The organism is Bradyrhizobium sp. JR3.5, assembly GCF_054057015.1.
Genome location: NZ_JBSRYV010000002.1, coordinates 6,229,020 through 6,253,997 on the forward strand (window position 1 = coordinate 6,229,020; position 24,978 = coordinate 6,253,997).

At 62.7% G+C, this 24,978-nt stretch carries 13 protein-coding genes and 3 pseudogenes; 10 read left to right on the plus strand and 6 right to left on the minus strand.

Annotated elements, in window-relative coordinates:
- Window positions 1-61 precede the first annotated feature (61 nt).
- From ACVWW1_RS46480 to ACVWW1_RS46505, 6 genes are all read right to left on the minus strand, one after another.
- Window positions 62-1,072 (minus strand): transglutaminase-like cysteine peptidase, encoded by a 1,011-nt coding sequence (locus tag ACVWW1_RS46480; protein WP_456660516.1) that lies wholly within the window; start codon window positions 1,070-1,072, stop codon window positions 62-64.
- A gap of 222 nt (window positions 1,073-1,294) precedes the next feature.
- Window positions 1,295-2,542 carry an HlyD family type I secretion periplasmic adaptor subunit gene (locus ACVWW1_RS46485; protein ID WP_456660517.1) on the minus strand — a complete coding sequence of 416 codons (1,248 nt, stop codon included), beginning with the start codon at window positions 2,540-2,542 and terminating at the stop codon, window positions 1,295-1,297.
- 15 nt (window positions 2,543-2,557) lie between these two features.
- Window positions 2,558-4,723 (minus strand): type I secretion system permease/ATPase, encoded by a 2,166-nt coding sequence (locus ACVWW1_RS46490; RefSeq protein WP_456660828.1) that lies wholly within the window; start codon window positions 4,721-4,723, stop codon window positions 2,558-2,560.
- A gap of 254 nt (window positions 4,724-4,977) precedes the next feature.
- Window positions 4,978-6,693: a TolC family outer membrane protein gene (locus ACVWW1_RS46495; protein WP_456660518.1), complete on the minus strand. Its 1,716-nt coding sequence runs from the start codon at window positions 6,691-6,693 to the stop codon at window positions 4,978-4,980.
- Between the two features lie 294 nt (window positions 6,694-6,987).
- The gene (locus ACVWW1_RS46500) at window positions 6,988-7,443 is read right to left on the minus strand and encodes a hypothetical protein (RefSeq protein WP_456660519.1); all 456 of its coding nucleotides are present in this window, start codon (window positions 7,441-7,443) and stop codon (window positions 6,988-6,990) included.
- Between the two features lie 149 nt (window positions 7,444-7,592).
- Window positions 7,593-8,129 carry a LabA-like NYN domain-containing protein gene (locus ACVWW1_RS46505; RefSeq protein WP_456660520.1) on the minus strand — a complete coding sequence of 179 codons (537 nt, stop codon included), beginning with the start codon at window positions 8,127-8,129 and terminating at the stop codon, window positions 7,593-7,595.
- A 902-nt stretch (window positions 8,130-9,031) separates the two neighbouring features.
- On the opposite strand from ACVWW1_RS46505, the gene ACVWW1_RS46510 reads away from it, so the two are divergent.
- From ACVWW1_RS46510 to ACVWW1_RS46555, 10 genes and pseudogenes are all read left to right on the plus strand, one after another.
- The gene (locus ACVWW1_RS46510; protein WP_456660521.1) at window positions 9,032-9,325 is read left to right on the plus strand and encodes a hypothetical protein; all 294 of its coding nucleotides are present in this window, start codon (window positions 9,032-9,034) and stop codon (window positions 9,323-9,325) included.
- A gap of 974 nt (window positions 9,326-10,299) precedes the next feature.
- Window positions 10,300-10,731: pseudogene (locus ACVWW1_RS46515) on the plus strand (DUF4347 domain-containing protein); the annotation flags it as partial.
- A 42-nt stretch (window positions 10,732-10,773) separates the two neighbouring features.
- A complete protein-coding gene (locus ACVWW1_RS46520) occupies window positions 10,774-15,225 on the plus strand; it encodes a beta strand repeat-containing protein (protein WP_456660829.1) in 4,452 nt (1,483 codons plus the stop codon).
- 1 nt (window position 15,226) lies between these two features.
- Entirely contained in the window at window positions 15,227-17,908 is a 2,682-nt protein-coding gene (locus tag ACVWW1_RS46525) for a beta strand repeat-containing protein (protein WP_456660522.1), read from the plus strand.
- Window positions 17,793-18,620, plus strand: a pseudogene (locus tag ACVWW1_RS46530) (Ig-like domain-containing protein); the annotation flags it as partial. The gene ACVWW1_RS46525 and the pseudogene ACVWW1_RS46530, both read left to right, overlap by 116 nt.
- An 88-nt stretch (window positions 18,621-18,708) precedes the next feature.
- A pseudogene (locus tag ACVWW1_RS46535) lies at window positions 18,709-18,891 on the plus strand (Ig-like domain-containing protein); the annotation flags it as partial.
- A 24-nt stretch (window positions 18,892-18,915) separates the two neighbouring features.
- Window positions 18,916-21,279 (plus strand): beta strand repeat-containing protein, encoded by a 2,364-nt coding sequence (locus ACVWW1_RS46540; protein WP_456660830.1) that lies wholly within the window; start codon window positions 18,916-18,918, stop codon window positions 21,277-21,279.
- A 194-nt stretch (window positions 21,280-21,473) separates the two neighbouring features.
- Entirely contained in the window at window positions 21,474-23,207 is a 1,734-nt protein-coding gene (locus ACVWW1_RS46545; RefSeq protein ID WP_456660831.1) for a type I secretion system permease/ATPase, read from the plus strand.
- Window positions 23,208-23,326: 119 nt separating this feature from the next.
- On the plus strand, window positions 23,327-24,586 hold the full coding sequence (locus ACVWW1_RS46550; RefSeq protein WP_456660523.1) for an HlyD family type I secretion periplasmic adaptor subunit: 1,260 nt from the start codon (window positions 23,327-23,329) through the stop codon (window positions 24,584-24,586).
- A gap of 130 nt (window positions 24,587-24,716) precedes the next feature.
- Window positions 24,717-24,905, plus strand: a complete 189-nt coding sequence (locus tag ACVWW1_RS46555) for a hypothetical protein (protein ID WP_456660524.1) — start codon at window positions 24,717-24,719, stop codon at window positions 24,903-24,905.
- The last annotated feature ends 73 nt before the right edge of the window (window positions 24,906-24,978 follow it).

Genomic DNA, 24,978 nt, shown 5'->3' on the forward strand with positions numbered 1-24,978 from the left:
TGAAGTGAAAGTCCGCGGAGACCTCTCCGCGGATTTTTTATTGGATCTGCTCGCGGGCGGGCTACATGAACGGTGGCAGGAAGCCCGCGAGAGGGCTGGCTGCATCTGCCGACTCCGCGCCAATCCACTCCGCGTCTGCCGCATCGGCCGCCGCCGGCGCCGCGTCGAGTTCGTCGCCAAACGGAAGCCGCTTGGCGTAGGGCGCCGCAAACAGCTGTACGCCGCGGCCGTTGATCGCAAACATCGGCGTGAAGTTGTCGAGTTCGCCGTCGTCGATCAGTTCAGAGCGGCGGCTGTCCAGGATCAGCCAATGGCCGTCCAGCCGCGCCGCCAGCACGGCATGATCCTGGCGGATGGCGCGATCGCGGCCGAGCACCAGGCGCAGCTCCTCACGCGGGAAGCCGGCTTCGCTGAGCGCGATGTATTTTGCGATCGCGTAGTCCTCGCAATCACCCCTGCCGGTGGCAAAGGTGGCGAGCGGGGCGGTCCAGCGGTCGGCCTCGCCGTGCTGGGCGAAGTCGCTGACATAGCGGATCGCCTGGTTGACGGCGCGGTTGGCCTCATCCAGCCGCTCGCGTCCGGATTTGGACTTGACCGCGTTGATCAGGCGGAGGAATTGCGCGGCATTGGGCGGGCAACCGGCGGCGTTCTCCCGGCATTGGTCGAGCACGATCCGCTCCTTGGCAAGATCGGCTTCGAGGCCGCGCCATTTGCGCCACAGGCCGTTTTCCGGTGCGCGGAAGATGAACAGGCCGAAAGGCTCGGCGCCAACGGGCGGAAGCGGCTTCGCCGCGGTCAACGCGTCGGTCGCCGTATTCAGCGGCGTGAGCGAGGCGGTGCGAATGGCGTTCGGACCACGGCCGCGCCGCCGGTCGAGCTTAGCCAGTACGTCGGTGATGGTGAAGAAGGTGGCAGGCGGGCGGTTCGATGAGGCATCCGAGGCCGGCGCGAGCTCGCCGGCGGGATTGCCGAGAGGAATCTCGTCCGCTGCAAACGCGGACGGCGCTACAAGGCTTATTGAAAATGCGGCCATGGCCATGACCGCCGACGAAGCAATCTTCAGCGACTTCATAATGACGTCCCCAATGTCGGGGACCGTCAACGTCTGTGCGTCGACCTGCGTCCCCGCTGTTATCGGGACGCAGACTGGCGCCTTGGCCGCTTAAGCAGAGTTAAGTGGAAGGGGCTGCTCCTGGATTGTCGGGAAGGCGGTCAACCCAGGGTTTGCTGGTTCGTTCGAAATTGAACGACCGCAGATCATGATCGGTTAACCACGCACTCCGGAGGGCCCCGATCAGCGTTCGCGCAGGGCCTCGTCACGCAGCAGCCGAGCGGGCTTGACGATATAGTCCAGCACGGACTTCTCGCCGGTCAGGACTTCAACCGTGGTCACCATTCCCGGAATGATCGGCAGCGGATGCTGCTCGCTGCCGAGATGGTTCTTATCGGTGCGTACCATGACCCGATAGAAGGTCTCCGGCCGTTCGGTCTTTTCCTTGTCATCGACTATCGTATCGGCGCTGATGCGTTCGACCTTGCCCTTCAGCGATCCATAGACCGAGGAATCGTACGCGCTGATCTTCACCACCGCATCCTGGTTGGGGCGGATAAAGGCGATGTCCTGCGGACGAATCCGGCTTTCCACCAGCAGCGTGTCGTCCAGCGGCACGATATCCATGAGGTTGGCGCCGGGTGCGACGACGGCCCCGATGGTGCTGACGTTCAACTTGTTGACGATGCCGTGGACAGGCGCCTTCAGGTCGGTGCGGCGCACCCGGTCTTGGGCGGATTTGATGTTCTCGTCGAGGACGGCGAGGTCGCCACGCGATTTGGCCAGATCCTCGTCGGCTTGCGAACGGAACGACGCGGTGATGTTTGCGATCTTCGATTGTGCCTCCGCGAGCTGTCCCTTCATCTCGGTTGCCTGCCGGTCAAGCCGCAGCATCTCGATCTCTGGCACAACCTTCTGATCATACAGCCTGCGCGTCAGGGTCTGCTCACGTTCCAGGAGCTTGAGGGAGCCGCTGAGGCGAGTGACCTGCTGATTGAGGACGTCGATGTCCTGCGCGACTTTCTGACCCCGCATTTTGAACACGCTGGCCTCGGTCGCAACCGCGGCAGGAACCACCTTGTCGATTTCATCGGGAAAGGCGATCTCGCTTCGTCCCCGCGCCTCGGCCTCGAGGCGGGCCACCCGCGCCGCCATCGCCGCTCGGCGCTCGCGGATTTCACCGAACTCGGAGGCGAATTTCGTATCGTCGATGCGCATCAGGGATTGGGCCTGCTGAACGATGTCGCCTTCCTGCACCAGGATGTCGCCGACGATGCCGCCTTCGAGCGACTGGACCACCTGCATCTGCCGCGACGGCACGACGCGGCCGCTGCCGCGCTTGACCTCATCCAGCACTGCAAAGTGAGCCCAGATCAGAAACGTCCCAAGCAGGGCGCAGGACGTCCACAGTAGCATGCGCGAGGTGCGTGGCGTGCGCAGCAGCGCCGCGGACCGGATATCATTTGCAAATGCAAAATCGGAAGATGCCATAATATATTTTGCTCGTTATGCAGATTTCGGCTGGATCGTATTCTCGGGTGCCGGCGCCGTTGATGCGGGCTTTCCCTGCAGAAGGGCAAGCACCTTGTCGCGCGGGCCGTCGGCAACCAGGCGGCCGTTGTCGAACAGCAGCAGGCGATCGACCATGTTCAGCAATGACAGACGATGGGTCGAAATGATGATGGTCATGCGCTCGTCACGGAGTCCCTTGAGGCGTTCAAGGAACTCTTGCTCACTGCGAATATCGAAGTGCGCGGTCGGCTCATCAAGAAACAGCACGCGCGGCTTGCGGATCAAAACGCGCGCAAGTCCGATGGCCTGCTTCTGGCCGCCCGACAGGCTGCGGCCGCCTTCCGAGATGAGCATATCATAGCCCATCGGGTGACCGGCGATGAAGCTCTCGACGCCCGAGAGCCGCGCGGCAAGCAGGACTTCCTCGTCGGTCGCTTCGGGTTTGCCGAGCGCGATGTTGTCGCGCAGCTTGCCGAAGAACAGATCGGTATCCTGCATCGCAAAGCCGATGCCGGCGCGCAGGTCCGACGGATCGTATTGGCGCGAGTCGACGCCGTCGACCAGGATGCGACCTTCCTTCGGCTCGTAAAATCCGAGCAGCAACCTGCCGACCGTGGTCTTGCCCGAACCAACCCGGCCGATGATGCCGACCTTTTCTCCACCCTCGATCTTGAAGCTGACCTTTTCGAGAGCATGGCCCGGCGCGTTGGGGTAGGCGAACGAGACGTTCTCGAAGGCGACCTTGCCGTCGTCAATCCGTCTTGCGACATAGGATCGGGTCGGCGACCGCTCCCGCTCGATCGACATGATGCGGTCGATGGCCTTGAGGGCCGTTAGTGTTTGCGTTCCCTTGGTGATCACAGATGCGATTCCGGCGATCGGCGCCAGCACGCGGCCGGCGAGCATATTTGCGGCGACCAGCGCGCCGACGCTCAGCTTGCCGTCGAGGATCAGGAAAATTCCGACGATGACGAGGAGCAGGCTCGTGATCTGCTGGGCCGCGCTCGCGCTCGTCAGCGACATCGACGACCAGAAATGGACATCCTCGCCGGATCGGGCGGTCGCGGCGACCGAACGCTCCCACAAGGTCTGCATGCGGGCCTCGGCGCCGGTCGCGCGGACGGTTTCGAGAGCGGACAGGGATTCGACCAGCACGCCGTGCCGGGCAGCGGATTCGGCCTGCAGGCGCTTCATGGCGCGATCGAGCGGGCGCTGCAGCAGGAAGCCGATCAGCATGACGAGCGGGAGCATGATCAGCGGAATCCAGGCCAGCGGTCCGGCGATGATGAACAGCACCCCGACAAACAGGATGGCAAACAGCAGGTCGGTCGCCGAAACAACGCTTCCGGACGTGAAGAACTCGCGCACCGAGTCGAAGTCCCGGAGCTGATTGGCGAGGATGCCCACGGAAGTCGGCCGTTGCGCCATCTTCACTGCCATCACATGCTCGAAAATGTTGGCGGCCAGCACAACGTCGATGGTCTTGCCGGTCACGTCGATCATGCGGCTGCGGACCATGCGGAAAATGAAATCGAAGACGATTCCGAGCCCCATGCCGATCGAGAGGGCGATCAAGGAGGGGATCGCGCCGTTGGGGATGACGCGGTCATAGACGCTCATCGTGAACAGCGGCGTCGCCAGCGCCAGGATGTTGGTCAGAAAGGCGGCGATCGCGATGTGTCCGTAGCTGCGCCAGTGCGTCTTCACCACCGACCAGAACCAGTGGTTCTTGGGAATGTCTCCTGCCGCGACGGTACGAGCATCGGCCTGTGCGGCACTTCTCACCAGGAACGCGTAGCCGGTGTAGTCCGCACCGATCGAGGCAACTTCAGCGACGCGCGGGGCGTTCGGGGTCGTCGGATCAACGAACTTGATGGCCTTGTTCGCCGGGTCCACGCCGAGAAGGATGAGCGCGGAGCCGTCCTTCATGATGAGGACGGCCGGCAGCACCAGCGCGGGAATATCTGCGATGTCGCGCCTGACGGCCTCGGTCTCCAGGCCCGCGCGTCGTGCCGCGCGGTCGTAGAGCGAAACGGACAGGCGTCCATCCGTGATCGGAAGTCCGCCGAGCAGTGCTTCACGGCTCACGGCGCGGCCGTGATGAGCGGCGAGATAGGTCAGCGATGCGGTGAGGGGATCATCGCCGAGCGCACGCGGCAGGCTTGTTGCGGCGGGCTTTGACGTTGCATCATCTGACGGGGAGCGGCCGGCGCCAGTCGCCGCGCTGGGGGTTCGAAACAACAACTGAAACCTCGACAACCAAAATGGAAATGCAGAAATCGCATGCGATGATTTCGTGCAGGCTACAACAAATGGCGAACAAAATCAGCGAAACTTGCTTTAAGTATTAATACGGAATCGAAAGGGCCCCGTTCGGGGCCCTTTTGATAGTCCCTGATGTTGGCTGACGGCTTCTATTGAGCGGAACTCGGGAAGGCCGACAGGAGCCAGTGGGGCTTTGTCGACGCATAGGAGCTCGCATTGGCCGTGACCGACGGATCCGCGTAGATGACATTCGGGCCGTCCGCAGCGCTCTTTTGCTGCTGCATCCATTCCGCGGAGCCGGGCACCGCCGCGGTCGTGGCGGTCGCGCCGGAGAATCGGTCGGCAAAGCCGGTATCCTTCGGCTGGGCTGCCGAAGCTGCGGCATAGCCCTTGGCAGGGCGGACCGTGGCGGCGGGAGCCGGAACGCCGACATGCAGCGGTTCGGGACCGGTTTGCGGCAGGTTCACGCGGAGAGTGGGGAACGAGTAGCGCGGCAGGCCAATCGAAAGCATGTCGGTCGGCGCAGCGTCGACCGGCGGCGGAGCCTTCAGATACTCGATCAAGGTGCCCATCGCGGCCAGCAGCTGGTAGTCGGCGAAAACGACGACGCTGCGGGCGGAGGTGAGCGAGACCGACGCGTTGAAGAACTGATTCTGGGCATTCAGGAGATCGATCAGCGAGCGCTGACCGAGTTCGTATTCTTTCTGGAAGGCTGCGATGGTCTTCCTGTCCGCTTCCAGCTGGCGCGTCAGAGCGGCAATGCGCGTGGCCGTAATTGTACGGGCATTCCACGCCTTGTCGATCGATTCATAAGCGTCGCGCTGGAGGCGGGCGTGACGCATGGTGGCTTCGGTATAGCGCTCGGCCTTCTCCGACCTGTTCCAGGCATCCTGGCCGCCGCGGAAGATGTCCCACGACATCACTACCTTGCCGCTGTAGTCCTCATGCGTAACGGCGGGATTGCCCGGGGCCGTCACGTACGGGAATGAGTTGTCGTAATGGGTCGCCCGTCCCTCGAGATAGAACTTCGGGCCGAACGTTCCGTCCGTGGCCTTGAACGCATGTTTGGCGGCGTCGGCGTCAGACTGTGCCGCCGCAATCGTCGAGTTGAACCGGAGGGTGGTCGCCAGCGCTTCGTCGCGGCTGTTCGGCAATCCCGCGAGAGGGGCGGGGAAGCGAACATTGATCGGCTCAAGGCCAACCGTCTTGCGGTACTTCGCCCTGGCGTCATCGAGGCTGCGCTGGAATTCGGCGAGCGCCGCGCGGGCGGCCTCGACGCGTTCTCGCGCCTGCTCAAGGTCGCCTTCGCCGGCCCGGCCGCCGGAGAAGCGGGAGTTCACGTTTGAGAAGATCTTCTCGTGATTGGCGACGTTTTGCTGGGCAAGGCTCACCAGCCGGATGTAGCGGACGACGTCCATGTAGCCTTCAGCGGCGTCGAGGGCCAGCAGCTCGGTGCGTTCCTTGACGCGGGAGGCCGCAGCATTTACCCGCGCGGTCTGCCGCCAGACGTCGTAGATCGACGAGAAGCCGTCCCAGAGCAGCTGGCGCACCACTACTGATTCCTGGCTGCCATTCCGCCACGGTCCAGAACCAACAGTCGGAGCCTGCAGGGACGGGCTGATGAAGCCCGGCGATTGATCGAACTTTTCCGGTCCGTAGCTGGCGTCGATACGGACCTGCGGCAGCAGCGTGCTCTGAGTCTGCCTCAGCTCGCTTTCGGTCGCCCGCCGATTTGCAGAAGCTTCGCCCACGCCCGGGTTGGTCTGCATCGCCTGGCGCAATGCATCGTTAATTGAAAAAACCTCGGCACATGCTGGCGTTGCCGCCAGGCAAAGGCACGCGATGACCGTGTATGCCGATTTCATAATTTCCCGCCCCTACTCATCAAAATTGATCGCGTTACTCACAAAAAAAATACGCAGAATCTCCCTAAAGCGTAACAAAGGAAGGTTCCGCGACCTATGACATTTCAGCCACACACCCGCTCTAAGTGCAGACGGCGCGGCGGGCGCTGGTGAGCGCAGATCGGAACATTTTTATTTAAATTCAATTGGTTAATTGCTGCTGGCCAGGCATGCGACTTGGTGCCGACCAGCAACACCGGCGACCGGAACAGAGTAGGTCAGTTAAATTCGTCTTAACGGCCGGCCAGCCACCCGCTACTGCTCGCGACAGGTCGCCAGATAGGTTGCAACGAACGGAGCGGCCTTGGCGTCGGGTGAGGGGCCCCCCAGGCGGCTCGTGAGCTTGTAGAGCGACTTGTTGCCAAAATAGAAACGGAAGATCTCCGCCGTGGACTCGTCCACGCGGGTTGCAAAAATCGATGCAGCCGTACGGTGCGCGGCCGCAAAGACATAGGTGGTGAGCTTGGCTGCCTTGCCTTCCGTCGCGACGGACGTTCCCCAGGTGACCGAGAAGGTCTCGCCATCGATCACGACGGATGGCCGGACCGTATCCAGATCATCATCGATCCACTGAACGTCGCTGCCCTTGCCTGAGGGGCCAACCTCCACCCGTTTGCCGCGTGGCGCGTCACAGCTGAACCTTGAAGGTTCAGCTATCGCTGCGCTTGTCGTCGCCAGCAACAACAAGACGCAGCCGACCGACCTCCACATTGGCTTTCCCTCTGCAGTTGCGTTGGTTGGGTTCATACTGATGGCTGCGCGCGGCCCGCGCAACTCGGTGATGTACGGATGCGGTCGGCCGGGCCGCGCGCGCGTCTCCAGCCGATCTCCGCCGGCGATCTCGGAAGGCGCCCGCAACGTCACTCCGGGGCTATCGGATGCGCGGGGCGCTCGATCGATGACCTGAGGCTCTCGAGTTCAACGAAGGCATCGGCATGCCTGCGAAGCTCATCGGCGATCATCGGAGGCTTGGTTCGAATGCTGGAAACGACGGTGACACGCACGCCCATCCGCCTGACCGCTTCGACAACGGCTCGCAAGTCGCCATCGCCAGAGAACAAGAATACGTGGTCGATGCGGTGCGCGATTTCCATTGCATCGACCGCGAGCTCGATGCCGATGCTGCGCTTCATTCGCCGCCGTCCATCGCCGTCGTCGTGCTGCTTGGCGGCCTTTCGCCTGACTGCATATCCGTTGTAATCGAGCCAATCCACCAGCGGACGAAGGCTGCTGAACTCGTCGTCGTCCCTCACGACCGTGTAGAAATAGGCGCGGACGATTTGCCCGTGCTTGCCGAACTCCAAGAGTAATCGCCGGAAGTCGACCTCAAAGCCGAGGCTCTTGACCGTGGTGTGCAAATTCGCGCCATCGATGAAAAGTGCAATGCGATCGGTCATCTCGAGCCCCATGACGCCGGATCAGTCGCTCTACGTTTTGGTTCTGGAAATATCGCGAGCGCATGCTGGGCGCTCTGATTGAAATGCCTGATCCTAGAGCAAGGACTCGGCGGTGATGAAGCGAAATTTTCGACACCGGCCGGTGCCATGATGATCATGCGCCTATTGATAAGGCAATGGTGCAGCGCGGCCTGCGGTGCCGACGAGCTGCCGCGCCGCTGCGTGAGAGGCAACTATTGCGTCACCAACGAAACTACATCTAAAATCAATCGGGTGTACCGGCGCCACCTCGTGCCGACGCGATATTTCGAGATACCACTTTTTTGCTGATACAGATTTTCGCCATACTAGTTTCGCCGGAGGGACGAGGACGGCGTCGCGTCCCCGCATTGCGCAGACAGTTTGTTCGTGCTGGCGGGCGGGGATGCGCGGCGGTGCGTCTTCTGCGCCGTCTCAACGAGTCTCTCGCCTTCATCGATAACGAACCGTCGCAATCGACCTGCTGACTCGATGTGATGTTCGTATCAGTAGGGGCCAGGTGGGGCTCGCGATGGGGCTTGCCGTGAGCGACACAAACAATCGGGCGCCGGATCAAGCGGCGAGCCAGGGAGGATTGGCCAAGGCGCGCGAGATGCCTGGTCGTTCTCTCCCTCTGTATCCTGCTGCCCTGTTGCGGGGCCGCTCGCCAGGCCATCGAAAAGGAGGCGGGACCGGCAACGGAGACCGCAACAGAGCCGGCGACGGAGACGACCACGGCACCGGTACCGGCACCGGCACCGGAAACCGCACCGGCGGCGGAAACCGCACCGGCGGCGGAAACGGTCAACCTGAGCGGCGCGCTCGCGGGATGCCGGAGCGCCTTTCCGGATCAGATCGCGCAAGCGGTGGCGCGGGCGTCGTGCGTGATCAAGGCAACCGACCTCGTCCGGCCGCTGTTGCCGTTTCCTGAGCTGCTCGATCGGGAGAATGCCCTGCGCAAGGCGTTGGCAGAGCAGGTTCAAGCGCGCGCCATGTCCCTGCTCGAGCGAAACGTCCAGATCCAGAAGTTGCATTCGCAGCTCCTCGACGAAGAGCGCAGCCGGCTGCCGGCCACCCCGGCCGACGCGGACAAGCCGCCGCTGGCGGTCACGCAGTGGCGACAATCCAACGGGGAGGGGTGTGGCCGGCTCGGAGGGGACTCTGCGAGCTGCTTTTGAGACGGACGAACTTGGGCTGCTACTGCGTTTCGCCCATGGGTCTGGGTCGACAATGATCGGCAGCGCGGGAGAGACAGCATTCTTTGGCTGGTTGTCGCATCAGTTTTTGCCGGCCTGATCGTGGAGCCGACGCGCAGTGATCGCTTCGGCCTTGGTTGCCGCCGAGAATCTGATCGATAGCGATCAAATTGGGATGCGAAGTTCTTGGACCGAGCAAATTCCGTAGAACCACGGACAATTCGTGAGCGCGAAGGAACCGCTTGGAGAAGCGACGTTAATCGTTAATAGAGCGTTTTCGCGCGGCTCTGGACGGTTGCACAAATTTGCGCCAGATTGCAGCCAGTTGGGTTAAGGGATTTTTTGCGAACGCGATTTGCGGACAAAATAGCGAAGTCTTCCCAAGGCCAAAAAGAATTGAAGACAAGATTTGCAGGCGTGCGGAGCACAGGCCGCACGCGAAGCTGGCAGGGTAATGGCGGTCGGAGTCTTTTCACGGTAGGCGTTTGTAGCACATGCGTGGCTTTGGCCGCGTGCCCCATGAATATTGCTGATGGGCATCGTGTGCGTGTTGTTGTGAATTGATTTTCGGGTGCGCTCACACCCGCTCTGTGTCGGCAGAGTTTGAGGAGCGTGTAGTGAGTCGCGTTGATTTTTTTCCGGAAGGCCATATTCCGTCAGTCCATCGTTCGGTCGGGCCTTCACTTGCCGTCGCAAAGGATCTGCCACCTCTAATCGATCAGACAATCTCGACGGAGCCCGTCGCCCTGATCGACGCATCGACAATCGCCAAACGCGATTCATTCGAAACGCCGTCGTTGCTGGCAGCAGTCCATCCAGACCGAACCGAATTTTCAGAACTAGTCGATTTTGGGAGTAGCAGTATGACCGCTCGTTCCGACGTTGCTTCAATCTCTCCGAACGCTTCGCGCACCAACGGACGGTTCCAGCTCAATCATTTTCAGCGGAGGGCGTTCATGAGTGCAAGCGACAAGCGCGAGATCGCCTTCATCGACCGCGGCATTGATGACCACGAGACGCTGCTTGCCGGTATCCGGCCGGATGTCGAAGCGGTCCTGCTCTCCGATGAGGAACCGGCACTCCGCCAGATGGCGCGAGCGCTTAAGGGCAGGGCAGGATGGGAAGCGATCCACGTGATCGCGCACGGAAAAGCCGGCGAAATCTCCTTCAGCTCCGGGGCGCTGTCGCTTGAAACTCTTCCCGATCACATCGATGAGCTTTCCCTGATCGGAGCAGCCGTTGCTGATGGTGGAATTCGACTGTGGTCTTGCCAAACCGCCCGAGGCAAACGGGGCCGGGCGTTCCTCGTGGCTCTCGCGGATTGCGCGCAAGCTGACGTGCGAGGCTCGAGCAGTCTTGTCGGATCCTCCGATCGCGGCGGAACCTGGACTCTCGACACCACTGCTGTCACTCCCATCACAAGCGAAGCCATGGTCAGCTACCAGGGCATCATGGATACTGGCACCGGCACGACGGTCGACAACCTCAATGTGCTCGATGCGATTAAAACCAACGACACCAACGGCGTCGAATACATCTACTGGGCCGACATTTCGACCTTCCTAACGACCGGCACGAACGCCACCCAGACCGTCACCATTCAACAGGCGTTTCAGGCCGGCCAACTGCTGCTGACATTCCAAGTCGGCACTTCGTACTATACGATCGGCTATAACAGTTCGTCGTCTGTCTACTATCAGAGCGGATTGGGAAGTGGATTTTTCCTGGAGCAGACTGATCAGTATGGAAAACCCGTGGGTCAATTCGATCCGATCACCGGGCAAGTCGTTACGGGCGCCCAACAAGCATTGCTGAGCGGTATTAGTGGCTCGATTTCCGACTTCGTCGCGAAGGTCAACAATCTTTCACTGTTTAGCGGCTCTACCCAGCTGATCACCGATTCCATCGATGGCGGCGCGGGCAAGGACAACATTCAGGGCATCGCCAGCAACGCGGCCATTCACAATATCATCCAAGGGGGCGCCGGTGCCGACGTTCTCACCGGTGGCCTCGGCTCCGATTATTTCGTCTTCGCCCGAGCCACTGACTCACCGGCTGCGGGGCAGCTCAATTCAGGCGGACAACTTGCTCAGACCTGGGACCAGATCACCAATTTCCAGGTGGGTTCAGACAAGATCGATTTCAGCCAGCTGATCAGTGACCAGTCGGTCGCCAGCGCGGGAGGCGTAACCGCGTTCGCGGCCGGGCTTGCGGAATTCCGCTGGTTTGGCGCGCAGTCGGCGAACACCACCTCGATGGGATCCGCCAACGGCTACGGCGTTTGGTACACCCCCGACGGATCCGGCGGGTCCTATGTCTATGCCGATACGAATGGCGACGGTGTTGCAGATCTGAAGTTTGACGTCGCTGGCGTTACCGCGCTCAATCCCAGCGATTTTATCGCAGTCGACCCGCCCAGCACGTTCACGGTCCATATCAATCCGATCGAGCCCAGCCAATCAAACCAGTGGCTGATCAATCTCGCCGATGCAAATGCGGGGGTCACCGTAACGGGCACAGTGACCCACTTCACGCCCAGCGCTCTGCTCATCGTTACGCTGAATGGCCACAACTATACTGCCACTGTCGCGGCCAACGGCACCTGGTCGGCCGTCATTCCAGCCGCGGATCTCGCGCATAACCTGCTGCCCGACGGGGGCTACACGCTTGCTGCGACGGTAAAGGTTGGTAGCTCTACGGCTGCTTCAGATTCCCATTTGGTAACCGTCGATGAGACGCCTCCGAGCGAGACGATCAGCTCGACAATCGGGACCAATACCGGGCTGACAGCGACGATCAGCAGCGGCGGGCTGACCAAGGACAACACACTGGCGCTGTCCGGCACGGTGAGCGACGCCAATGGTGTGGCGTCGGTGCACGTGTTTGAGGGCAGCACGGACCTTGGTGCTGCCACGATCACCGGCAACACCTGGACGCTCACGACCGCCGCGCTGTCGGACGGCGCGCACAGCTTCACGGCCAAGGCGGTGGACAACGCCGGCAACAGCACGACGACGGCAGCGATCACGGCGACGGTCGACACCACGGCGCCGAGCGAGACGATCAGCTCGACGATCGGGACCAATACCGGGCTGACAGCGACGATCAGCAGCGGCGGGCTGACCAAGGACAACACACTGGCGCTGTCGGGCACGGTGAGCGACTCCAATGGTGTCAGCTCTGTGCATATTTTTGAAGGCAACACGGATCTTGGCGCGGCCACGATCACCGGCAACACCTGGACGCTCACGACCGCCGCGCTGTCGGACGGAGCGCACAGCTTCACGGCCAAGGTGGTGGACAACGCCGGCAACAGCACGACGACGGCGGCAATCACGGCGACGGTCGACACCACGGCGCCCAGCGAGACGATCAGCTCGACGATCGGGACCGATACCGGGCTGACCACGACGATCAGCAGCGGCGGGCTGACCAAGGACAACACACTGGCGCTGTCGGGCACGGTGAGCGACACCAATGGTGTCAGCTCTGTGCATATTTTTGATGGCAACACGGATCTTGGCGCGGCCACGATCACCGGCAACATCTGGACGCTCACGACCGGGGCGCTGTCGGACGGCGCGCACAGCTTCATGGCCAAGGCGGCGGACAACGCCGGCAACAGCACGACGACGGCAGCGATCACAGCGACGGTCGACACTACGGCGCCGAGCGAGACGATCAGCTCGACGATCGGGACCAATACCGGGCTGACCACGACGATCAGCAGCGGCGGCCTGACCAAGGACAACACGCTGGCGCTGTCCGGGACGGTGAGCGACGCCAATGGTCTGGCCTCGGTGCACGTGTTTGACGGCAGCACGGACCTGGGTGCTGTCACCATCACGGGCAACGCCTGGACGCTCACGACCGCCGCGCTGTCGGACGGCGCGCACAGCTTCTCGGCCAAGGCGGTGGACACTGCCGGCAACAGCACGACGACGGGAGCGATCACGGCGACCGTCGACACCACGGCGCCGACCGTGAGCTTCGACACCGTGTCGTTCAGCGACACCGGGGTTCAGGGCGACCACATCACCAAGACCGACAGCGTGACGCTGTCCGGCTCGGTTGGCGATGACGTGCACGTCCAGACCGTCGAGGTGTTCGACAACGGCACCTCGCTCGGCCTTGCCACGGTTTCCAACGGCACCTGGAGTCTGACCACCGCGGTCGGCCAGGGCAGCCACAACACCTGGTCGGCGACGGCGACGGATGAGGCCGGCAACACCACCAGTGCCGGCAACACCACGCTGGTCCAGGTCGACACCACGGCGCCGACCGTGAGCTTCGACACCGTGTCGTTCAGCGACACCGGGGTTCAGGGCGACCACATCACCAAGACCGACAGCGTGACGCTGTCCGGCTCGGTTGGCGATGACGTGCACGTCCAGACCGTCGAGGTGTTCGACAACGGCACCTCGCTCGGCCTTGCCACGGTTTCCAACGGCACCTGGAGTCTGACCACCGCGGTCGGCCAGGGCAGCCACAACACCTGGTCGGCGACGGCGACGGATGAGGCCGGCAACACCACCAGTGCCGGCAACACCACGCTGGTCCAGGTCGACACCACGGCGCCGACCGTGAGCTTCGACACCGTGTCGTTCAGCGACACCGGGGTTCAGGGCGACCACATCACCAAGACCGACAGCGTGACGCTGTCCGGCTCGGTTGGCGATGACGTGCACGTCCAGACCGTCGAGGTGTTCGACAACGGCACCTCGCTCGGCCTTGCCACGGTTTCCAACGGCACCTGGAGTCTGACCACCGCGGTCGGCCAGGGCAGCCACAACACCTGGTCGGCGACGGCGACGGATGAGGCCGGCAACACCACCAGTGCCGGCAACACCACGCTGGTCCAGGTCGACACCACGGCGCCGACCGTGAGCTTCGACACCGTGTCGTTCAGCGACACCGGGGTTCAGGGCGACCACATCACCAAGACCGACAGCGTGACGCTGTCCGGCTCGGTTGGCGATGACGTGCACGTCCAGACCGTCGAGGTGTTCGACAACGGCACCTCGCTCGGCCTTGCCACGGTTTCCAACGGCACCTGGAGTCTGACCACCGCGGTCGGCCAGGGCAGCCACAACACCTGGTCGGCGACGGCGACGGATGAGGCCGGCAACACCACCAGTGCCGGCAACACCACGCTGGTCCAGGTCGACACCACGGCGCCGACCGTGAGCTTCGACACCGTGTCGTTCAGCGACACCGGGGTTCAGGGCGACCACATCACCAAGACCGACAGCGTGACGCTGTCCGGCTCGGTTGGCGATGACGTGCACGTCCAGACCGTCGAGGTGTTCGACAACGGCACCTCGCTCGGCCTTGCCACGGTTTCCAACGGCACCTGGAGTCTGACCACCGCGGTCGGCCAGGGCAGCCACAACACCTGGTCGGCGACGGCGACGGATGAGGCCGGCAACACCACCAGTGCCGGCAACACCACGCTGGTCCAGGTCGACACCACGGCGCCGACCGTGAGCTTCGACACCGTGTCGTTCAGCGACACCGGGGTTCAGGGCGACCACATCACCAAGACCGACAGCGTGACGCTGTCCGGCTCGGTTGGCGATGACGTGCACGTCCAGACCGTCGAGGTGTTCGACAACGGCACCTCGCTCGGCCTTGCCACGGTTTCCAACGGCACCTGGAGTCTGACCACCGCGGTCGGCCAGGGCAGCCACAACACCTGGTCGGCGACGGCGACGGATGAGGCCGGCAACACCACCAGTGCCGGCAACACCACGCTGGTCCAGGTCGACACCACGGCGCCGACCGTGAGCTTCGACACCGTGTCGTTCAGCGACACCGGGGTTCAGGGCGACCACATCACCAAGACCGACAGCGTGACGCTGTTCCGGCTCGGTTGGCGATGACGTGCACGTCCAGACCGTCGAGGTGTTCGACAACGGCACCTCGCTCGGCCTTGCCACGGTTTCCAACGGCACCTGGAGTCTGACCACCGCGGTCGGCCAGGGCAGCCACAACACCTGGTCGGCGACGGCGACGGATGAGGCCGGCAACACCACCAGTGCCGGCAACACCACGCTGGTCCAGGTCGACACCACGGCGCCGACCGTGAGCTTCGACACCGTGTCGTTCAGCGACACCGGGGTTCAGGGCGACCACATCACCAAGACCGACAGCGTGACGCTGTCCGGCTCGGTTGGCGATGACGTGCACGTCCAGACCGTCGAGGTGTTCGACAACGGCACCTCGCTCGGCCTTGCCACGGTTTCCAACGGCACCTGGAGTCTGACCACCGCGGTCGGCCAGGGCAGCCACAACACCTGGTCGGCGACGGCGACGGATGAGGCCGGCAACACCACCAGTGCCGGCAACACCACGCTGGTCCAGGTCGACACCACGGCGCCGACCGTGAGCTTCGACACCGTGTCGTTCAGCGACACCGGGGTTCAGGGCGACCACATCACCAAGACCGACAGCGTGACGCTGTCCGGCTCGGTTGGCGATGACGTGCACGTCCAGACCGTCGAGGTGTTCGACAACGGCACCTCGCTCGGCCTTGCCACGGTTTCCAACGGCACCTGGAGTCTGACCACCGCGGTCGGCCAGGGCAGCCACAACACCTGGTCGGCGACGGCGACGGATGAGGCCGGCAACACCACCAGTGCCGGCAACACCACGCTGGTCCAGGTCGACACCACGGCGCCGACCGTGAGCTTCGACACCGTGTCGTTCAGCGACACCGGGGTTCAGGGCGACCACATCACCAAGACCGACAGCGTGACGCTGTCCGGCTCGGTTGGCGATGACGTGCACGTCCAGACCGTCGAGGTGTTCGACAACGGCACCTCGCTCGGCCTTGCCACGGTTTCCAACGGCACCTGGAGTCTGACCACCGCGGTCGGCCAGGGCAGCCACAACACCTGGTCGGCGACGGCGACGGATGAGGCCGGCAACACCACCAGTGCCGGCAACACCACGCTGGTCCAGGTCGACACCACGGCGCCGACCGTGAGCTTCGACACCGTGTCGTTCAGCGACACCGGGGTTCAGGGCGACCACATCACCAAGACCGACAGCGTGACGCTGTCCGGCTCGGTTGGCGATGACGTGCACGTCCAGACCGTCGAGGTGTTCGACAACGGCACCTCGCTCGGCCTTGCCACGGTTTCCAACGGCACCTGGAGTCTGACCACCGCGGTCGGCCAGGGCAGCCACAACACCTGGTCGGCGACGGCGACGGATGAGGCCGGCAACACCACCAGTGCCGGCAACACCACGCTGGTCCAGGTCGACACCACGGCGCCGACCGTGAGCTTCGACACCGTGTCGTTCAGCGACACCGGGGTTCAGGGCGACCACATCACCAAGACCGACAGCGTGACGCTGTCCGGCTCGGTTGGCGATGACGTGCACGTCCAGACCGTCGAGGTGTTCGACAACGGCACCTCGCTCGGCCTTGCCACGGTTTCCAACGGCACCTGGAGTCTGACCACCGCGGTCGGCCAGGGCAGCCACAACACCTGGTCGGCGACGGCGACGGATGAGGCCGGCAACACCACCAGTGCCGGCAACACCACGCTGGTCCAGGTCGACACCACGGCGCCGACCGTGAGCTTCGACACCGTGTCGTTCAGCGACACCGGGGTTCAGGGCGACCACATCACCAAGACCGACAGCGTGACGCTGTCCGGCTCGGTTGGCGATGACGTGCACGTCCAGACCGTCGAGGTGTTCGACAACGGCACCTCGCTCGGCCTTGCCACGGTTTCCAACGGCACCTGGAGTCTGACCACCGCGGTCGGCCAGGGCAGCCACAACACCTGGTCGGCGACGGCGACGGATGAGGCCGGCAACACCACCAGTGCCGGCAACACCACGCTGGTCCAGGTCGACACCACGGCGCCGACCGTGAGCTTCGACACCGTGTCGTTCAGCGACACCGGGGTTCAGGGCGACCACATCACCAAGACCGACAGCGTGACGCTGTCCGGCTCGGTTGGCGATGACGTGCACGTCCAGACCGTCGAGGTGTTCGACAACGGCACCTCGCTCGGCCTTGCCACGGTTTCCAACGGCACCTGGAGTCTGACCACCGCGGTCGGCCAGGGCAGCCACAACACCTGGTCGGCGACGGCGACGGATGAGGCCGGCAACACCACCAGTGCCGGCAACACCACGCTGGTCCAGGTCGACACCACGGCGCCGACCGTGAGCTTCGACACCGTGTCGTTCAGCGACACCGGGGTTCAGGGCGACCACATCACCAAGACCGACAGCGTGACGCTGTCCGGCTCGGTTGGCGATGACGTGCACGTCCAGACCGTCGAGGTGTTCGACAACGGCACCTCGCTCGGCCTTGCCACGGTTTCCAACGGCACCTGGAGTCTGACCACCGCGGTCGGCCAGGGCAGCCACAACACCTGGTCGGCGACGGCGACGGATGAGGCCGGCCGTGCACGTCCAGACCGTCGAGGTGTTCGACAACGGCACCTCGCTCGGCCTTGCCACGGTTTCCAACGGCACCTGGAGTCTGACCACCGCGGTCGGCCAGGGCAGCCACAACACCTGGTCGGTGACGGCGACGGATGAGGCCGGCAACACCACCAGTGCCGGCAACACCACGCTGGTCCAGGTCGACACCACGGCGCCGACCGAGACCATGAGCTCGACCCTTGGTACCAACACCGGCTCGACCACCACCATCAGCAGCGGCGGCCTCACGAAGGACAATACGCTGGCCCTGTCGGGAACGGTCAGCGATGCCAATGGGGTTGCCTCAGTTCACATCTTTGACGGTGCGACGGATCTGGGCGCCGCGACGGTGAGCAGTGGCAACTGGAGCTTCACCACGGCAGCGCTCTCTGACGGCAGCCACAGCTTCACTGCGGTGGCCGCGGACAACGCCGGCAACGTCACGACGACCTCCCCGGCAGTGACCGCTACGGTGGACACCACGGCGCCGACCGAGACCATGAGCTCGACCCTTGGTACCAACACCGGCTCGACCACCACCATCAGCAGCGGCGGCCTCACGAAGGACAATACGCTGGCCCTGTCGGGAACGGTCAGCGATGCCAATGGGGTTGCCTCAGTTCACATCTTTGACGGTGCGACGGATCTGGGCGCCGCGACGGTGAGCAGTGGCAACTGGAGCTTCACCACGGCAGCGCTCTCTGACGGCAGCCACAGCTTCACTGCGGTGGCCGCGGACAACGCCGGCAACGTCACGACGACCTCCCCGGCAGTGACCGCTACGGTGGACACCACGGCGCCGACCGAGACCATGAGCTCGACCCTTGGCACCAACACCGGCTCGACCACCACCATCAGCAGCGGCGGCCTCACGAAGGACAATACGCTGGCCCTGTCGGGAACGGTCAGCGATGCCAATGGGGTTGCCTCAGTTCACATCTTTGACGGGTGCGACGGATCTGGGCGCCGCGACGGTGAGCAGTGGCAACTGGAGCTTCACCACGGCAGCGCTCTCCGACGGCAGCCACAGCTTCACTGCGGTGGCCGCGGACAACGCCGGCAACGTCACGACGACCTCCCCGGCAGTGACCGCTACGGTGGACACCACGGCGCCGACCGAGACCATGAGCTCGACCCTTGGTACCAACACCGGCTCGACCACCACCATCAGCAGCGGCGGCCTCACGAAGGACAATACGCTGGCCCTGTCGGGAACGGTCAGCGATGCCAATGGGGTTGCCTCAGTTCACATCTTTGACGGTGCGACGGATCTGGGCGCCGCGACGGTGAGCAGTGGCAACTGGAGCTTCACCACGGCAGCGCTCTCCGACGGCAGCCACAGCTTCACTGCGGTGGCCGCGGACAACGCCGGCAACGTCACGACGACCTCCCCGGCAGTGACCGCTACGGTGGACACCACGGCGCCGACCGAGACCATGAGCTCGACCCTTGGTACCAACACCGGCTCGACCACCACCATCAGCAGCGGCGGCCTCACGAAGGACAATACGCTGGCCCTGTCGGGAACGGTCAGCGATGCCAATGGGGTTGCCTCAGTTCACATCTTTGACGGTGCGACGGATCTGGGCGCCGCGACGGTGAGCAGTGGCAACTGGAGCTTCACCACGGCAGCGCTCTCCGACGGCAGCCACAGCTTCACTGCGGTGGCCGCGGACAACGCCGGCAACGTCACGACGACCTCCCCGGCGGTAACGGCAACAGTTGATACCACAGCTGATGCGGCACCTCTTATCACCTTCTCAGGTGTAAACAGCCACACTGGAAACAACGTCAATAGTCTTTCAGTCACGATCAGCAATATCGATTCCGACCTGCAATCGATGATTGTGACAGTTTCAGATCAAAGTGGACATTCCGTTTCACACACGCTCACGGCGTCGGAGATTAATACCGCCAAGACAAACGGGACAATAACGATTTCCGGTAGTAGCCCGGTTTGGGGCTCGCTATCAGACTTGAAAGGAAATCAGTCCATGCAGGCCTCGGCTTCCGTTACCGATGCCGCAGGAAATAATGTTACGCGGACAGAAACGGGGACCTTCCCGGCAGGCGTTGCGGGAGCGCCAATTGATTTGGGCCTGGAAGGCGCGGCTATACCATCCAACACCACGATTCACATTGGCGGTATGCCTTCGGGTTGGTCTTTAAGTTCCGGAACCCAGAACATTGACGGCAGTTGGTCATTCCAATACGCCGAATCCCAATACGTCACAGTCCAAACGCCTCTGTCCTTTGTGGGTGCGGTCGTCCTCACAATTGGTATCGATATGGCAAATCCCGATGGGTCACTCGATACGTTCTTCGAGAATGTCAATATCGAAGCGTTTGGGGTCGGCTCTCCGATCTTTGCGTGGTCTGCCGATGATCATCTAAGCGGCTCAAGCGGACACGATCTCTTCGTGTTCTCGAAGCCAATCGGCAACGACTTCGTGCACAGCTTCGAGGTGTCCTCCGATGTCATCGACCTGATCAGCTACGGCTGGCAGAGCTTCGCCGACGTTCAGGCCCACACCGCGGATGACGCGAGCGGCAATGCGGTGATCACGTTGATCGACGGCCAGACCATCACGCTCGATGGCGTGCATGCGGCGGACCTGACGGCGGCGAACTTCGAATTCGACGTGACGCCGACTGTCGAAAATCCCGGCCCGATGACCATCGGCGATGGCTCGATGCTGCCGCTGTCCGGTATCATCAACAACACGGGCGAGATCGACCTGCAGGGGTCGGGTGATGATACCTTGCTGCAACTGATCCAGACCGGCATCAAGCTGGAAGGCGGCGGCCACGTGGTCCTGTCCGACGATGACCACAACATCATCGCCGGCACGGCCTCCAACGTCACGCTTGATAACGTCGACAATATCATCTCCGGTGCGGGCCAGATCGGGCAGGGCAGCCTGATGCTCAGTAACGAGGGCACCATCGATGCCACCGGCACCCATGCCCTGGTGATCGACACTGGCGCTAACGTGATCGCCAACGCCGGCACGCTGGAGGCGACCGGTGCGGGTGGGCTGGTGCTTGCCAGCGCGGTGACCAACAGCGGCTTGATCTGGGCCAATGGCGGCACGGTCACAGCAGAAGGCGAGGTTACCGGCAATGGCAACGCTCTGATCAGCGGGGCCGGCACCATCGAGTTCGGGGCAGGCTCGACGGCAGGCGTCACCTTTGACGCGAATGCCGCCGGCCACCTGATCCTGGATGATGCCTTCCACTTCTCCGGCACGGTGAGCGGCCTCGATGGCAATGACGACATCGACATCAAGGGCCTCGGCTCCGGCGCTGGCACCACGTTGAGCTTCACAGAAAACCAGGCGGGAACCGGCGGCACTTTGACGGTGTCCGACGGTGCTCATACCGCGAACATCGTCCTGCTCGGTCAATACGATCCGACCGGCTTTGCCGAGAAGGCCGACGCCACGAATGGCACGGTGATCACCTATGATCCGCACCACATCGCCTGAGGGGCGCGAGCTCCGTCAGGCGGAGCGAACGATACGAGGAGAGGCCGAACTCCGTAAGTTTACCCTCCTGCTCGTTTTGCGCCGGCAGCGCTTTGGCGCGGTTGCCGGCTGTGCTACATAGAGCAGATTGATGATCGATTTACTTGCACCTTTTGGCTGTCGCCTATTGGCTGCCAGTCATCATATTTTCAGGGATGGCTCCGGCCAGATTTCGCGTGAGTTCCTTTCGTAAAAGAACGGACGAATTGCGGCAGTCACTGCAAGCCTGCCACGGCTATTTTACAAATGCAGCCACATTCAGCCTGGCCATTAACCTGCTCTACCTGGCCGGGCCATTGTACATGCTGCAGGTCTATGACCGCGTGATCTCGAGCGCCAGTGAGATCACCCTGCTGATGCTGACGCTTGCACTATTGCTGGCGTTCATGGCGCTTGCGGGTCTCGATGCGGTACGGGCACGCGTGCTGACACGCACCAGCATCCGCCTAGATCGGAAGATCGCGCCGCGGGTGATGACCGCCATCATCGACCATTCGGCAAGATTAGGTGGCGCCCGCAGCCAGCTGCTGCGCGATTTTGACACGTTCCGCCAGTTCATCACTGGGTCCGGAATTCACGCTGTCTTCGATCTGCCCTGGGCACCGATCTACATCGCGGTGATTTTCGCTCTACACCCCTTCCTGGGCGCATTTGCGCTGGGGAGCTCGATCATTCTGGTCCTGATGGCCTTTCTCAGTGAATGGATCGTCAAGCCTCCGCTCTCCGAATCCGGCGAGGCGGCAAATCGGAATTACAGCTTCACCGAGATGAGCCTGCGCAACACCGAAGTGGTGCGCGCCATGGGGATGACCGCTGGTCTCTTAAATCGTTGGAGCCGGGACCGCGACCGCATGCTCGAGCGCCAGGTCGCCGCAAGCGATCGCGCCGCCACGATGCAGAGCATGATTCGTTTCCTGCGGCTTTCGATGCAATCCTTGATTCTCGGTCTTGGCGCCTATCTCGTGATCGAGCGGCTGACCACCGTAGGTGCGATGTTTGCCGCCAGCATCCTGCTTGGCCGTGCGCTGCAGCCGGTCGAACAGATCGTTGGGTCATGGCGCAGCCTGGTCTCGGCCCGCGGTGCATTCCTGCGGGTGCGCGAGCTATTGGCTGCCAATCCGCCGCATCAATCAGGGCTGACGCTGCCGCGACCCGAGGGCCGTCTTTCCGTCGAAACGCTGTCCTATGCCGCGCCTGGAACCTCGAAGCCCATTCTGCGCGGGGTCACCTTCCAGATCGAATCGGGTGAAGTCCTCGGGATCATCGGCCCCTCGGGCGCCGGCAAGTCCACGCTGGCGCGCCAGATCGTTGGCGTTCAGGCCCCATCCGCAGGTGCCGTCCGCCTTGACGGATCCGATGTTTCGACCTGGATCAGGTCATCGCTCGGCCAGCATTTGGGCTACCTGCCTCAGGATATCGAGCTGTTCGCCGACAGTGTGGCTGCCAATATCTGCCGGTTCGATCGAAAAGAGGACAGGGAGATCATTTCGGCGGCGCAGATGGCCGGTGTGCACGAGATGATCCTTCGGCTGCCCGAGGGCTATGATACCCAAGTAGGCGAGGGCGGCGCAATCCTGTCCGGTGGCATTCGCCAGCGTATCGCCCTCGCTCGTGCGGTTTACGGCAATCCGAGCCTCGTTGTGCTCGATGAGCCAAGTTCGAATCTCGATTCGGAAGGTGATGCCGCGCTCGCAGAGTGCGTCATGGAGCTAAAAAAGCGCGGAACGACTGTGGTGATCATTTCGCATCGGCCAGCCACGATCGGCGTTGTCGATAAAGTGTTGGTGTTGCGTGAGGGCGTCGCCGAGATGTTCGGACCCCGGCACGAGATCCTCTCGCGTCTCACCAGGCCGGTGCCGGTTCCGGCGGTTCGGGGAGCGGCTGGTTAGGAAAAATCATGGCATTGCTTGATGTCCTAGACTTGTCGATGCGCCCCGGAGCCGCCCCACGCGGGACAAAACCCGCGAACCAGGATGGCGCGCCAAGCGACTCCATTCGCAAGGTTGCTGTGGCGGGGTGGCTGATCATCGCGATCTTCTTCGGCGGTATCGGGACCTGGGCGGTGACCGCGCCGCTCAACGGGGCGGTGGTTGCGAACGCGGTCGTGAAGGTCGATGGCAACCGCAAGAGCCTCCAGCACCTCGATGGCGGCATCGTTAAGGAATTGCATGTCAGGGAAGGCGACAGGGTGCTCGCGGGCGATCTGTTGATCGTTCTGGACGAGACCCAGGCTCGCGCAGAGCATGAAGTGCTGACGCAGCAATATGCCGTGCTTCGTGCGTCGGAAGTCCGGCTGCTGACCGAGCTGGATCATGGCTCCCAGCTTGTCATGCCGCCGGATCTGAAGGCGCGCTCTGACGATCCCTATTTCAAGAGCGTCTGGAACGGGCAGGTCAGTCAGTTTGACACCCGCAGGGCCTCGCTCGAAGGGCAAAGAAGTGTCGTCCGCGAGAAGATCAACCAGCTGGGATCGCAGATCGTTGGTGCGGAAGCGCAGGTGAAATCGTTCACCAACCAGATCGATTCGGTGCACAAGGAGGCCAAAGACATTGCGCCGCTCGTCGAACGCGGGTTGATCGCCCGTCCACGCATCCTGCAGCTGGAGCGGACCGCGTACGGCCTCGAGGGCCAGATCGCAGATGCAAACGCCAGCATCGCCAAGGCACGCCAGGCCATTGCCGAGCAGGAGCAGCAGATCGCCCAGTTCGACAACGATCGGATGACCGACGTCACGAAGGACTTGCGCGACACCCAAGCCAAGCTCCTGGAGGTGATCCCGAAGGCGATGAACGCCAAGGCAGTGCTGGGCCGCATGGAGATCCATGCACCCTACACCGGTCGCGTGGTTGGGCTGAGCGTGTTTTCGGTCGGAGGCGTGATCCAGCGCGGCGACAAAATTCTGGACATCGTGCCTGACGAGGATTCGCTGACCATCGAAGCGCAGGTCGCCGTCGAGGACATCAGCGACGTTCACCCGGACACCCGCGCCGAAGTTCACCTAACAGCCTACAAGCAACGGATCGTTCCGATCATTCATGGCGACGTCATCCAGATCTCGGCGGACCGCTTGACGGATCCCAAGACCAACAATCCGTATTACACGGCCTTTGTTCGGATCGACCAGAGCGAATTGGCCGCGATGCCCAACATCCGCCTTTATCCGGGAATGCCGGCAACCGTGATGATCCCAACGGTCCAGCGAACCGCGTTTGATTACATCGTGGGGCCGCTGGTGATGTCGTTCAATCACGCGTTCCGGCAGAAGTGAGTCTTGGACCGATCCCTTGGGGCCAGTCTGGTTCGCTGGCGCCCAATTGTTTTGAAGTCGCTGTTGCACCCGCACCACCAATAACGCTGCTGTGCAGGTCTATGCTGCCCCCTGCAACCTGGGCGCTCTCATGTATGACGTATATTTGGGCGGCAAAAACGATCTGCTGGTGATCCGGCGTGGGCTTCCCATCCCTTCGACGTTGGGCGGAAGCTGGCGCAAAAAGAAACGTACCGTGCGATCGGTGAGCGAAAGAATTCGGGAGGACGTCGAAAAGCGTGGCTACCACTGGCGCAAGCTGGCCAGTCGGGTTCGATGAAACAGCTACGTTGAGGAGCAGATTCTGCTCTACGCTCGCCTTAAGGCTCTGGTTACCGTTTTCGGCCAGCATT